Origin of the sequence: Aeromonas sp. R6-1, from assembly GCF_040908165.1 — a bacterium.
In the GTDB taxonomy this organism is placed as follows: domain Bacteria; phylum Pseudomonadota; class Gammaproteobacteria; order Enterobacterales; family Aeromonadaceae; genus Aeromonas; species Aeromonas caviae.
The window spans coordinates 1-13,597 of the sequence record NZ_JBFODF010000010.1 but is presented as its reverse complement, the minus strand read 5'-3'; the positions used below and the strand labels follow the sequence as shown (position 1 = coordinate 13,597).

Genomic DNA, 13,597 nt, shown 5'->3' with positions numbered 1-13,597 from the left:
GAAGGCTGGCGTATCCATGATGAAGGTCCTTGCGGTGATGACCTACTTCCAGATTAGCCTTCCAACACATAATTGGGACAGCGCCTTTTTTTATGCCCCTTCAAAAGCCCCGAACAGCTCACAAAAGCCGCCTCCATGGCATAATTTGAGCCATACGGGCACTCTGTTTTGAGCCAGCCCCCTTAGAGTGAATGCCATCTTCACATAAAGGAGTGCCCATCATGAGATCCCCCATTATCCCGCTGCTGCCCCTGCTCTGCCTCGCGGCCCTGCCCGCCGGCGCCATGACCCTCAAGAGTACCGACATCCGCGAGGGTGAACCCATGGACAAGGTCTTCAGCTTCAACGGCTTTGGTTGCAGCGGCGAGAACCGCTCCCCCCAGTTGAGCTGGCAGAGCCTGCCCGCCGGCACCCAGAGCGTCGCCATCACCGCCTATGACCCGGACGCCCCCACCGGCAGCGGCTGGTGGCACTGGCTGGTGGTGAACCTGCCGGCCAGCCAGAGCGAGCTGCCGAGCAATGCCTCCGGCAAGATCAAACAGGGGCTGGAGCTTGGCACCGACTACGGTACCCAGGGTTATGGCGGCCCCTGCCCGCCCGCCGGTCACGGCATGCACCGCTACCAGTTCACCGTCTGGGCCCTGCCCAAGGCACTGGAGGTGAAGGCCAACACCCCGCCCGCCATGGTAGGCTACATGCTCAACAGCCTGGCCCTTGGCAAGGCCACCCTGACCGCCACCTTCACCACCCCCTAGGAGCCCGCCCAATGAGCACGCCCCTGCTGCAACTGAATCACTACTTCGGGATCCGCCAGCAGCCCCTGCGCCGGGTGCTCATCTACGCGCCGACCCTCATCTGGGTGCAGCAGGGCCGCAAGCAGCTGTGGTGGCGGGAGCAGCGCCTCTCCTTTGACAAGGAGAGCTGGCTGCTGATCCCGGCGGGTCACCGGCTCACCTTCGTCAACCAGCCGGAGCAGGGCTCGTTTCGCTCCCAGGCGCTCACCCTGCTGGCCCCGCCACCGGCCGAGTGGCTGGCAGAGAGCACCCTCGATCTCCTCAAGCCACCGGCCATCAGGGTGACGTCGGCCCTCGCCTTCTGCTTCGATCTCGTCACCACCATGGCGCAGCGGCAGCTCTGCGAGACGGCCCAGACCCAGCTGCTACAAGGGTTTTATGGCGAGCTCAGGGAAGCGGGGGGCCTTAGCCTGCTCTTTCCTGCCACCACCATGACCCTGGGGGAGCGGCTGGCCCGTTACCTCAGTGTGGAGCCTGGTCTCGATCACCGGCTGGAGACGGTAGCGACCCACTTCGCCATGAGCCGCGCCTCCCTGGTCCGCAAACTGGCCGCCGAGGGGCGCAGCTTTCGCCAGGTGCTGACCCAGGTACGCCTGGGGCACGCCCTCACCCTGCTGCAACAGGGGCTCACTCCGCTTCAGACCGCCCTCGCCTGTGGCTACGACTCCCCCGGCCGCTTTGCCGCACGCTTCAAGGAGGAGTTCGGCCTGACCCCCCACCAATACCTGCGTACCTGCCCCTCCTCTCTCTCGCTGACTGCCACCACAAAAGTAAATAATTACTAAAATACAAAGCTATGTAACCTCGTGTAACCGGGTGACCCGGCTCACACTCGCCCCTCCTGCACTGTGACACAGCGCCAATAATCCCGCCAAAATCGCCCTATAATGGCTCTCGCAAACGCTTTCACTAAAATAATCACTAAAAAACACCTTCCTTAACCTACAAAAACTGTCATCGGAGCGAGAGATGTTTCGTGAAAATTTACTTTCCATCACCCTGAGCGTCGCCCTGTTCGGCCTCACTGCCTGCAACGGCAATGACTCCAGCAGCCCGGCCGCCCCCAGCGCCACCCTGGCGAACCAGTATCAGAACGTGATCGACCGCAGCGGCACCCCGCTCCAGTTCCGTGACTTTGACAGCTACGCCAACCTCAAATACAACCCGCTGCTCGATCTCGGCGCCTGGCACGGCTTCCTGCTGCCCGCCAGCGACAGCGAATGGGGTGGCTTTACCGGCCCCATGGTCATCGCCGAGGAGTACAGCCTGTTCTTCGCAAGGGAATTGGACAAGCTGACCCTGAGCGACGAGAGCGGCCGCGCCTTCCCCCTCACCAGCGCCAGCAAGCAGGCGCTGTACGCCATCCCGGGGGCGCTGGTGCAGCGCTTCGAATTTGACCCCTTCACCCTGGAGCTGGAGCTGCGCTATGGCGATGCCCGCACTGCGCTGGTTCGCACCCGCCTCATCAACCACACTGACGCCCCCCTCACCCTCAAACTCAACTGGCAGGGGGAGCTGCTCAACCAGTGGGATGCCAACAAGACGGTCGCCGAGCAGTACCCCGCCTGGACCCGCACCATCAGCCAGACCGAGCGCGGCGTGGCATTCCAGTTCGGCAAACTGCGCAGCACCTGGAACATCATGCAAAGCGGCAGCGCCAGCTACCGCATCGATCGCACCCTGCCCAGTCGCACCACCCTGGACGAGCAGGGGCTCGGCTACGTGAGCGAGGCCAGCCTCACCCTGGCCGCCAAGGGCCAGCAGGATATCTACACCCTGCAGAGCTATGTCCACAGCAGTGCTGACGCGAGTCGTTTCGAGCAGAGCCGCCAGGCGCTGCTGGCCGACCCCGCCAGCCATTTCGATGACTCCATCCGTCGCTGGGAGGATTACCTGGCGCGCGGCCTCTCCAACCAGGGGATCCCGGAGTCGGAGCGGCGCATCGCGGTCAAGGCGATGGAGACCCTCAACGGCAACTGGCGCTCCCCCGCCGGCGCCATCCTGCACGACGGGGTGACCCCCTCCAACACCGCCCGCTGGTTCGACGGGGTTTGGGCCTGGGACAGCTGGAAGCACGCTTACGCCATGGCCCACTTCAACCCCGAGGTAGCCAAGAACAACGTGCGCGCCATGTATGACTACCAGATCCAGGCCGATGACCCGGTTCGGCCACAGGATGCCGGCATGGTGATCGACGCCGTCTTCTACAACAAGCTCGCCGATCGCGGTGGCGACGGCGGCAACTGGAACGAGCGCGACACCAAGCCACCCCTCTCCGCCTGGGCCATCTGGGAGATCTACAGCGCCACCCAGGACAAGGCCTTCATCGCCGAGATGTACCCGAAGATCCAGGCCTATCACGACTGGTGGTATCGGGCGCGGGACAACAACCGCAACGGCATCATCGAATATGGCGCCACCCGCCACGTCGAGCACAACGACGAGTTCGGCAACATCACCTTCAAGGTGCAGTACCCGACGGGGGCACCGGTCGGGCTGGATCTGTCGAGCTGTACCAATGAGGGAGATGGCTGGTATGGCTGCGCCGGCATGGCGCTCTATCAGCAGGTATTGAGCGTTGGCGGCTACGCCGACATGGATATTGGCGCCCAGCACGGTGCCGGCTGGGAGTCCGGCATGGACAACGCCGCCCGCTTCGGCTTTATCGAACCGGATCAGCTCAAGCGCTATGCCGACAAGACCTATGGCGGCGACATGGCCAGGGCGCGCCAGGACTGGAACGTCTTCTTCTTTGAAAACCATGAGGACGACGGCAACCTCATCGGCTTCTCCATCGATCAGGAGTCGGTGGAGCTCAACGCCTTCCTCGCCAAGGAGAAGCGCATCCTGGCCGACATGGCCGAGCTGCTCGGCAAGCCGGACGAGGCGAGCCGCTACCGCGAAGGGGCGACCCAGCTGGCCGATTACATCAACAGCTGCCTGTTCGATGAGGCCTCCGGCTTCTATTACGACCGCCAGATAGCCCAGGGGGATCTGCCCGACGCCAACGGCTGCGTCGGCAAGCTGTTGACCGCCCGCGGCCGTGGCCCGGAAGGGTGGAGCCCGCTCTGGGCCGAGGTAGCGGACAAGGAGAAGGCGGCGCGGGTACGCGAGGTGATGCTCAATGCCCAGGAGTTCAACACCAAGGTGCCGCTCGGCACGGCGGCACTGACCAACCCGGCCTACGACCCCGACATCTACTGGCGCGGTCGGGTCTGGCTGGATCAGTTCTACTTCGGGGTGAAGGGGCTGGAGAACTACGGCTATCGCAGCGATGCCCAACAGCTCGTCAACAAGCTGTTTGCCAACGCCGAGGGGCTGGCGGGCAGCGGCCCCATCCGCGAGAACTACAACCCGGAGACCGGCGCCATGCAGGGGGCCAGCAACTTCAGCTGGAGCTCGGCCCACCTCTACATGCTCTATCGCAACTTCCTGAAAACCGAGGGTTGAACCCAACCGACCCGGTCAATAACCCAACAAAAAGGCCTCCGCAAGGGAGGCCTTTCTTATGGCAGCGCCAGAGGCTGGCGACTTACTTGACGGTCACCCGGGCAAACTTGCGCTTGCCGACCTGGTAGACGGCGGTACCGGCACCGATGAGGGCCTTGCCATCGTCCAGCTTCTCGCCATCCACCTTGACCGCGCCCTGCTTGATCATGCGCAGCGCTTCGGAGGTGGTGGCCACCAGATCGGCGTCTTTGAGCAGGTTGGCGATGGCCAGCCCTTCCCCTTCCAGTGCCAGTTCGACTTCCGGCATGTCGTCCGGAATGGCGTTCTTGGAGAAGCGCTGGGTGAAGTCTTCGTGGGCCGCTTCGGCCGCCGCCTCGTCGTGATAACGGGCGATGATCTCCTTGGCCAGCCAGATCTTCACGTCGCGCGGGTTAAGGGTGCCGGCAGCAATGCCCGCCTTGAACTCTTCGATTTCAGCCAGCGGACGGAAGGAGAGCAGCTCGTAGTAGTTCCACATCAGATCGTCGGTGATGGACATGATCTTGCCGAACATCTCCCCCGGGGCATCGTGCACGCCGATGTAGTTGGCAGCGGACTTGGACATCTTCTTGACACCGTCCAGGCCTACCAGCAGCGGCATCATCAACACGCACTGGGTCGCCATGCCCGCATCTTTTTGCAGCTCGCGACCCATCAGCAGGTTGAACTTCTGATCGGTACCGCCGAGCTCGACGTCCGCCTTCAGCGCGACCGAGTCATAGCCTTGCAGCAGCGGATAGAGGAATTCGTGAATGGCGATGGACTGGCCGTTGCTGTAGCGCTTCTTGAAGTCGTCGCGCTCCATCATGCGGGCCACGGTCTGCTTGGCCGCCAGCTTGATCATGCCGGTCGCGCCCAGCTCACTCAGCCAGGTGGAGTTGTACTCGATGCGGGTCTTGGCCGGGTCGAGGATCTTGAACGCCTGCTCGGCATAGGTGAGGGCGTTGTGCTTGATGGCCTCTTCGGAGAGCGGCGGACGGGTGGCGTTCTTGCCGGAGGGGTCACCCACCATGGCGGTGAAGTCACCGATCAGCAGGATCACTTCATGGCCCAGATCCTGGAAGGTCTTCAGCTTGTTGAGGATCACGGTATGACCCAGGTGGATGTCCGGCGCGGTCGGGTCCATCCCCAGCTTGATGCGCAGGGGGCGCCCTTCCTTCAACTTGGCGATCAGTTCTTCTTCAACCAGAATTTCTTCCGCTCCGCGCTTGATCTCGGCTAGCGCCACCTCGAGCTGGGACATTTTTTGACTCTCCAATCACGATTCCACAGGGCCAGACATATTACTGGAATGGCGGGCCAATTGGAAAGGCGGTAAACTCCGACCTTCTTCCGGGTTCAACTTTGTCTGCTTCTCATGGTCCTTTGGCACGCCTTCAACTCTCTCCCTCACTGGCACCGCAAGATGGTGCTGATCCTGAGCATCATGGTGATGATGCTGGCGGCCTGGCCGAGCGAACAGGCAGTCGCCACCCGGGTCGATGACAACGACAACGAACTGGCCGTCGAGCAGCAGGTCGACGAGGAGGCGCAGCTGGCACGGGCCGAGCCCGTCACCCCGCCCAAACCGCGCTATGTCACCAGACAGGTGAAGGTGCGCAGCGGCGACAACATGGGGGTCATCTTCCAGCGCCTGGGCCTCAGCACCACGGATCTGCACCTCATCGACCAGCTCGAGGGCACGGATACCCTGCGCCTGCTCAAGCCCGGTCAGGAGCTCACCTTCAAGCTCACCAAGGGCGGCGAGCTGCACAGCCTCTATTACCCCCACAGCCTGGAGCAGGCGCTCAAGGTGAACCGCCGGGATGACGGCTTCGTGGCCAGGCCGGTGAAGATCGAGCTCGACACCCGCGAACAGGTGGCCCAGGGGGAGATCCGCTCCAGCTTCTGGGGCGCCGCCGTCGAAGCGGGCATGACGGAAGACCAGATCATGGATCTCGCCGCCATCTTCGGCTGGGACATCGACTTTGCCCAGGACCTGCAACCGGGGGACAGCTTCCGGGTGGTCTACCAGGACAAATACCAGGATGACGAGCGGGTTGCTTCCGGCGACATCCTGGCCGCCGAGTTCGTCAACCAGGGGGCCATCTACCGCGCCGTGCTGAACACGGATGGAAACTACTACACCCCGGACGGCAAGGCGATGCGCAAGAGCTTCCTGCGCGCGCCGGTCAACTTCAAATACATCAGCTCCAACTTCAATCCGCGCCGCCTTCACCCGGTCACCGGCAAGGTGCGCCCCCACAACGGCATCGACTACGTAGCGCCGGTGGGCACCCCCATCATGGCGGCGGGCGGCGGCAGCGTGGTGGCCACCGGCTACAACCAGTTCAACGGCAACTACGTCTTCATCAAGCACGCGGGCAACTACGTGACCAAGTACCTGCACCTCTCCAAGCGCACCGTCAACAAGGGGCAGCGAGTGAAGCAGGGGCAGACCATCGGCCTGCTCGGTGGCACCGGCCGGGTCACAGGCCCGCACCTGCACTATGAATTCGTGGTGGGCGGCGTGCACAAGAACCCGCGCACCCTCAACCTGCCCCAGGCGGAGTCTCTCAGCGGGCGGGCGCTGGCCAGCTTCAAGGCCCAGGCCATGCCCCAGCTGGCCAAGCTGGACAGCCCCGAGCTGCAACTGGCCAGAAACAAGGGCAACGGTGACGACAGCTGACCGCTGTCGACCAAGGTGGAACACGGTATCAGACCGTTCCTCTGCATCACTGAAGAGGTGATGTCATGAGCGGGCCATATATCCGATTGATGCCGGGGACCAAGGCGGAACACGGCATCGGACGGTTCCTCTGCATCATTGAAAGGGGGTTGTCATGACGGAACGCTATATAGGCTTGATGTCCGGTACCAGCATGGACGGTATCGACGCCGTGCTGGTGACGATGGATAGGGAAGCGCTTCGAGTAGAGGCGGCGCTGTGCCATCCCTGGCCAGCGGAGACCGCCCACGAGCTGCACGCCCTCTGCACCCCGGGGGAGAACGAAATCGACCGCATGGGGGTCGCCGACAACCTGGTGGCCCGCGAATTTGCCGCCGCCACCCAGGCCCTGCTCGCCAAGGCGGCGCTGACTCCCAAGGAGATTCGCGCCATCGGCAGTCACGGCCAGACCATACGCCACCGCCCCCAGCTCGGCTTTACCCTGCAGATCGGCAACGCGGCCCTGCTGGCGGCCCTGACCGGCATCGACGTGGTGGCCGATTTTCGCACCATGGACATGGCCCTCGGCGGTCAGGGGGCGCCCCTGGTGCCAGCCTTCCATCAGGCGCTCTTTGCCCGCCCTGGCGCCCTTAGAGTGGTGCTGAACCTCGGCGGCATTGCCAATATCTCGGTGCTGCCCGGCCAGACCGACGGGGGGGCGGGTTCAGGGGTATATGGCTTCGATACCGGCCCCGCAAACACCCTGCTCGACGGCTGGTATCGCCGCCATCAGCCCCACGGTGGCAGCTATGATGCCGGTGGCCAGTGGGCCGCCAGCGGCAAGCTTATCCCTGCGCTGCTGGAGCAGTTGCTGGCTCACCCCTACTTCGCCGCCCCCGCCCCCAAGAGCACGGGGCGTGAGATGTTCACCCTCGACTGGCTCGACGGCGAGCTGGACGGCTGCGCATACGCCCCCGCTGATGTGCAGCGTACCCTGCAATCCCTCACCTGCCACAGCATCGCCCGCCAGTTGCCCACCCACAGTGATGCGCCAACCCGGCCCGAGCTGTTTGTCTGCGGCGGCGGCGCCCACAACGCCCCGCTGCTGGCGGAGCTTGCTGCCCTGCTGCCCGACTGGCATCTGACCAGCACCGCCCAGCTCGGCCTTGCACCGGACTGGGTGGAAGGGGCCGCCTTTGCCTGGCTGGCACAACGCTTTATCCAGCGAAAGCCGGGCAACCTGCCTGCGGTGACCGGCGCGAGCCGCCCGGCGGTGCTGGGCGCCCTCTATCCCGCCTGAGCCGCTCCCCGAGCGCCCTCCCCCCTAATGGAACAAGCCCGAACAGGTGCACCTGATCGGGCTTGTTGTTATGCCTGGCGCCAGATGGCGCAGACCCGTCACTCTGTGCTCCCTACCCGAGCCGCTCCTTCAACCTGGCCGCCTGCGCCTTGAAGGTCTCATAATCGGCGACATGCCGACTCCTGGCGGCGGTGAGCCACTGCACGCCCGTCTCGTCGGCGTGGGAAAATTCGATGCAAAACTCATATTTCGCGCTGGAGAGCAGCCCCATCAGGGCGCCAGACAGAAAACCCACCAGGGGCAGGAAGAGCACGATGAGCCAGTTGCCCGCCTGCTCGTAGGAAGGGGTGAAGTAAAAGAGCACACTGGAGGTGACCCCCCCCAGCAACAAGCTCTTCTTGAGCCGATCCATCCAGCCGAGAGCTTTTACCTGCACGCCGACGATGCGGCCCAGATCGTAGCGATCCTTGTTCACCCTCAGTGTGTTGTCCGACTGTTCAATGGCAATGGCCATCCTGATACTCCGTCCTGTTGGCTATGGCGATAAGGGGTTGCCGTGGCGGCCCCAGATTGTGCATCCCGTGATCATGACAGGACCAGCGGCCAGCCACGGGGCGATGGGCGGCACCTCCCCCAACAGGAACACACGCTGCGCATGGTATCGTATGGCGCCAAACATCAAAAGACGTTCACATCAAAAGGCGAGGTGGATCACCTTCTATCCACCCCTTGTCCCCCGTGCAGCCGTTGGCTTTTCTGGCCATCCCCTCTTGGGCAAGGTAGCCGGGGGATCAGGGGTCAGTGAGATTACAGCCCCGTGATGACCCTCAGGAGGGGCGGGCCGATGGGATAGCGCCATGGGCCCGCACCTCGAGAGCACTCCCATGGCCCTAGAAGGCCCACTTCAGGAAGCGGTTTACCTGGCGCTTGACCGGTGCACAGAGCGGCGGTTTGGGAGGCTCCAGGTTGATCTGTCTGCGGCCCACCCTGGCTTCGCCCCGCAGCAGGATCTGGAGATAGTGGGGATGCTGGCGCTGGATGAATCGAGAGATCTCATGGGCCCAGGGTTTGGGGACTCCCCACAGGGTCGAGGCCAGGGCGCCGACGATACAGAAGAAGGCGGGCTCGTGCATGCCCATCCTGACGCCATTCTCCAGCGCCTCCTTGAAGGAGCCCGAATGGGCGATGCAGGTCATCACATTGACCATGAAGGCGGCATAGTCATCTTCCCCGCCGTGGCCCACCCTGGCCACCAACCCGGCCTGCGGTCTGTAGCCGAACTGGTGGCCGATGTGCTCAAGCACTGCATTGCGCTGGCGAATGACCTTGGCATAGAACATCAGCATGGCGGTACAGTCGAGCGCCTGGCTCAAGGCCGCCTGATGGGGATGGGTCTGGGTGGGACGGGGGGTGGTCAGCAGCGCGATCTCCTCCGAGATGGCGAGCAGACCGATGGGCACCGCCGTGCTGATAAAGGCGAGGTCAATGGCGATCGCCAGGTCCTGGCCCTCCTCCATCCGGCCGATGACCACCTGCTCGGCAAAGAGGCAACGCTGGTGCTCGATAAAGGCGCCATAGATCAGGGCCCTGAACTTCTTCTGGGGATAGGGGGTATCGAGCAGGGTCTCCATGGTCAGGATGGCGGCACCGGTGCGACCGCGCAGTTGATAGTCGGGGGCGAGGGGGAAGTGCTTGCCTAGGCGGGGGGGTGGCCGAAACCCGCTGGTGCGGCTGTACATGTCACCCAGAATGAATCCAAGCATAAAACCTCCGAAGTCAGATGACGGGGATCGCGATGCGATCGCATGTGCCACTCCCGGGCAGATGAGTGCCGATCCGTGCTGCTCGTCGGCAGGGTCCCTGATTTCATTATTAATCATACAGTTAATAATCCACACAAACCCCGACCCAGGTCGCAATAACGGCAGTTGATGACAAAGAACACAAATAAGGGTGGTGCGGGGAAGATGAGCCGGCTGCATAGCAAGGAGTGCGGGATACGCCAGGTCGGCAAAGCAGGGTGGACTCCGGGGCCCCCTCACAGGGAGGGTCATGACAGGAGTGATATGCATCGGGGGGCGGCAAGTCGGGGCAGGCAAGGGGAAGACCCCCTCCCCTTGCTTATGAGCCTTGTTGGCGGGCTGCGTTCGCGCCACTGAAAAGATATGGCATAGGCGGTGTGGCGACCCGCCCATGTCAGCCTCCGCCGCAGGGGCTAAAAAGCGCCCTCTCTTTCTCCCGTATTTATGTCATGACCTGTGGCCATGCAAAGAGGGTGAATGTTATTTCAGTGTGCTCACCGCAGCATATTTTGGCGGCGCTGAACAGGGCGTCGAGAGAGCGATAAATAGATAGCTATGCAAAACCGGGAGAATAAGCTGCAATGTCGCCAAAAGTATTAACGGAGGATTCACAGGCTGTAACCCTGATGCGCGACAATATGGCGCTATCTGGTTCCACTTTCATGGTAAAGCGGGATCATCATCACCTTTATTTGCCATACCCGTCATGAATTGAATCGCAAAATGAATATATTTCACTCTGTTGAGCCACCTCATAGAAACAGGATCCCGGTTTGCATCCCCGGATAACCGCCCCCTAGAATTCTCCCGTCTGAATCACCAGGCCAATTTCTCTCCCTTGTCTGTTGCACGCGCTGTCTGCATCGAAACAGGGCTCGACGCTGTGATGATCGTTCTCCTTTTCTCCGTCGCCCTGCGGCGGGAACGGGCAACTGTTGCCGCAATATCACGAGTCATCAGCGTGCCGCATTCGGCCAGGGAAGAACAATGCGGCTCGGACCCTACATCAAAAACGAAAAGGAGTATCGCCATGAGTGGTACCATCATCAAGTCAACCAGAAATACCGCCAATGCGCCTCAGGATCTGGGGCCCTATACCCAGAGCGTGGCCTTCTCCCACTACAACAATATTGCCGCCCAGCTGCCGATCGACCCGAAAACGGGCGCGCTGGTCGCAGGGGATATCCAGGCCCAGGCCAGACAGTGTCTCACCAATATCCAGGGCATCGTCGAGAGCATTGGCCACGGCATGGAGGACATGGTGAAGGTGACTCTGTTCCTCGCGGACATCGCCGACCTCGATGCCGTCAACGCCGTCTATCGGGCATTCTTCCCCCACTCGCTGCCGACCCGCACAGTGCTAGCGGTGGCCGGTCTGCCGCTCGGCGCCAGGGTGCAGATGGATGCCCTGCTCTCCAACGGGGAAGGCACCTTCCCCCAGGCTCCCTGCCCGCTGCTCAAGATCTCCCGCAATAGCGACCACGCCCCGCAGGATCCGCTCTCCAGCCAGAGCGTCGCCTTCTCCCATTACAACAATATCGGTGCCCAGCTGCCCCTCGACCCCGCCTCCGGCGCCCTGGTTGACGGTGGCATCCGCGAGCAGGCGGCCCAGTGCCTGCGCAATATCAAAACCGTGCTGGAGAGCATCGACGTGCCCTTCGACGATATCGTCAAGGTGACTGTCTATCTGACCAATCTGGCGGATCTCGACGCCGTCAACGAGGTCTACACCACCTTCTTCCCGGACTCCGCCATTGCCCGCGCCGTCGCCTATCTGCCGGCCCGCAGCGTGATCGCGGCCTCTGCCCTGCCGCTGGGTGCCCGGGTGCAGATGGATGCGGTCATCTCCCACGGTGACGGCACCCCGCCCCAGTTGGTGGAAGACAGACACAACCTGGTGATCCGTGCCCGCAATACCGACAAAGCGCCACGCAGCCCGCTGCATAGCCAGAGCGTCGCCTTCTCTCACTACAACCATATCGCCGGCCAGTTGCCGCTCGACATGACCACCGGCAAGGTGCTGACCGGTTGCGTCCGTGAGCAGACCGCCCAGTGCCTCGGCCATATCAAGACTATTGTGGAGAGCATCGGCCACGTGATGGACGATATCGTCAAGGTCAATATCCAGCTTGCCAACATTGCGGATCTGGCGGACGTGGATGCCATCTACACCCAATACTTCCCGGGCTATCTGCCTGCCCGCACCGTATTCGGGGTAAGCGAACTGCCCGCCGGCGCCCTGGTGCAGATGGATGCCGTACTCTCCAATGCGGAAAGTACCCCGCCGCAGGTGTAACACGTTGCTTTAACGATAAAAAGACACCGGCTTAGGCCGGTGTCTTTTTATATTTTTGTTGACCTACAACCTGTATGGAGATGGTATTCACCTGACAGTTGCCCACAAAAGGGAGTGGTCATACGGCTTCAAACCGGATAACAAAACGGTACCCCTACCGTGTTATCCGGAGTCACCGTATGACCACCAACGAGAAAGTAGCACGTCGCAAACTCAGCCTGCTAGAGCTCGCCAAAGAGCTCAATAATGTCAGCAAAGCCTGCAAGCTCATCGGCTACAGCCGTCAGCAGTTCTACGAAATTCGCCGTAACTACCAGACCTATGGCGCCGAGGGCTTGCTCGACAAACTCCCCGGCTGTAAAGGCGCTCATCCCAACCGGGTCGCTCCCGAGATTGAGCAAGCCATCCTCGATTACTCTCTCACCAGACCAACCCATGGCCCGCTGCGGGTCGCGCAAGAACTGGCTCTGCAAGGCATCAACGTCAGTGCAGGCGGTGTGCGTGGCGTGTGGCAACGTCACGACTTGCTCTCCAAGCATGACCGCTTGTTGCGCCTCGAGAAAACCCACCGGGAGCAGACCATTGAGCTCAATGACGAGCAGATCCGCCTGTTAGAACGCTTCAGCCCCGAGTTTCGCGAACGCCAGATTGAGGTCCACTACACCGGAGAACTGGTGGCGGTTGACACCTTCTTCGTCGGCGCGCTCAAGGGGGTTGGCAAGGTGTATCTGCAAACCGTGCTGGACTGCTACAGTCGCCATGCCTGGGGACGGCTCTACACCAGCAAGCTGCCGGTGACCTCGGTTCATGTGCTCAATGAAACGGTACTGCCGTTCTTCGAAGCCCATGAGGCTCTGGTCTATACCATCCTGTCAGATAACGGGCGCGAGTTCTGTGGGCGCCCAGACCATCATCCCTACGAGCTGTTCCTGCAACTGGAGGGGATTGAGCACCGGACCACCAAGGTACGCAGGCCGCAGAGCAATGGCTTTATCGAGCGGTTGCACCGCACACTGCTGGATGAGCACTTCCGTATCAAGGGGAGGACGACCTGGTATGAGTCGGTAGAACAGATGCAGACAGACCTGGATAGCTACCTGGAACACTACAACACCGAGCGGCCACATCAGGGCAGGATGATGGAGGGTCAGACCCCCTACAGCATGTTCAAGAAGGGTCTGAAATTGATACCGAAGGAAGTGCGCACTAAAGTAGCGTAAACAAGACACCGGTTTGAGGCCGGTGTCAGGTGATAACTAGATCTGTACA

At 61.9% G+C, this 13,597-nt stretch carries 10 protein-coding genes; 7 read left to right on the top strand and 3 right to left on the bottom strand.

Annotated features, from left to right (window positions below; all coding sequences use genetic code 11):
- Positions 1 to 221: 221 nt before the first annotated feature.
- From AB5Y68_RS01620 to ygjK, 3 genes are all read left to right on the top strand, one after another.
- On the top strand, positions 222 to 755 hold the full coding sequence (locus AB5Y68_RS01620) for a YbhB/YbcL family Raf kinase inhibitor-like protein (RefSeq protein ID WP_039040154.1): 534 nt from the start codon (positions 222 to 224) through the stop codon (positions 753 to 755).
- An 11-nt stretch (positions 756 to 766) separates the two neighbouring features.
- Positions 767 to 1,579 (top strand): AraC family transcriptional regulator, encoded by an 813-nt coding sequence (locus AB5Y68_RS01615; RefSeq protein ID WP_039040153.1) that lies wholly within the window; start codon positions 767 to 769, stop codon positions 1,577 to 1,579.
- A 184-nt stretch (positions 1,580 to 1,763) separates the two neighbouring features.
- Positions 1,764 to 4,244: an alpha-glucosidase gene (gene ygjK, locus AB5Y68_RS01610; RefSeq protein WP_039040152.1), complete on the top strand. Its 2,481-nt coding sequence runs from the start codon at positions 1,764 to 1,766 to the stop codon at positions 4,242 to 4,244.
- 82 nt (positions 4,245 to 4,326) lie between these two features.
- Here ygjK and tyrS read toward each other — a convergent pair whose 3' ends face one another.
- Positions 4,327 to 5,526 carry a tyrosine--tRNA ligase gene (tyrS, locus tag AB5Y68_RS01605; RefSeq protein ID WP_039040151.1) on the bottom strand — a complete coding sequence of 400 codons (1,200 nt, stop codon included), beginning with the start codon at positions 5,524 to 5,526 and terminating at the stop codon, positions 4,327 to 4,329.
- A gap of 114 nt (positions 5,527 to 5,640) precedes the next feature.
- On the opposite strand from tyrS, the gene AB5Y68_RS01600 reads away from it, so the two are divergent.
- Together AB5Y68_RS01600 and AB5Y68_RS01595 are read left to right on the top strand one after the other, a co-directional pair.
- Complete coding sequence (locus AB5Y68_RS01600; protein ID WP_039040150.1) at positions 5,641 to 6,951, top strand: peptidoglycan DD-metalloendopeptidase family protein; 1,311 nt, start codon at positions 5,641 to 5,643, stop codon at positions 6,949 to 6,951.
- Between the two features lie 154 nt (positions 6,952 to 7,105).
- Entirely contained in the window at positions 7,106 to 8,230 is a 1,125-nt protein-coding gene (locus AB5Y68_RS01595; protein ID WP_039040149.1) for an anhydro-N-acetylmuramic acid kinase, read from the top strand.
- Between the two features lie 112 nt (positions 8,231 to 8,342).
- Here AB5Y68_RS01595 and AB5Y68_RS01590 read toward each other — a convergent pair whose 3' ends face one another.
- Together AB5Y68_RS01590 and AB5Y68_RS01585 are read right to left on the bottom strand one after the other, a co-directional pair.
- Positions 8,343 to 8,744, bottom strand: coding sequence for a hypothetical protein (locus AB5Y68_RS01590; RefSeq protein WP_234704022.1), 402 nt, complete (start codon positions 8,742 to 8,744; stop codon positions 8,343 to 8,345).
- A gap of 376 nt (positions 8,745 to 9,120) precedes the next feature.
- On the bottom strand, positions 9,121 to 9,993 hold the full coding sequence (locus AB5Y68_RS01585) for a hypothetical protein (protein WP_039040148.1): 873 nt from the start codon (positions 9,991 to 9,993) through the stop codon (positions 9,121 to 9,123).
- A 1,069-nt stretch (positions 9,994 to 11,062) separates the two neighbouring features.
- Between AB5Y68_RS01585 and AB5Y68_RS01580 the strand changes: the two genes are divergently transcribed.
- Both AB5Y68_RS01580 and AB5Y68_RS01575 read left to right on the top strand, forming a co-directional pair.
- On the top strand, positions 11,063 to 12,328 hold the full coding sequence (locus AB5Y68_RS01580) for a RidA family protein (protein ID WP_039040147.1): 1,266 nt from the start codon (positions 11,063 to 11,065) through the stop codon (positions 12,326 to 12,328).
- A 179-nt stretch (positions 12,329 to 12,507) separates the two neighbouring features.
- Positions 12,508 to 13,548, top strand: coding sequence for an IS481-like element ISAs19 family transposase (locus AB5Y68_RS01575; protein WP_368206886.1), 1,041 nt, complete (start codon positions 12,508 to 12,510; stop codon positions 13,546 to 13,548).
- Positions 13,549 to 13,597: the final 49 nt, after the last annotated feature.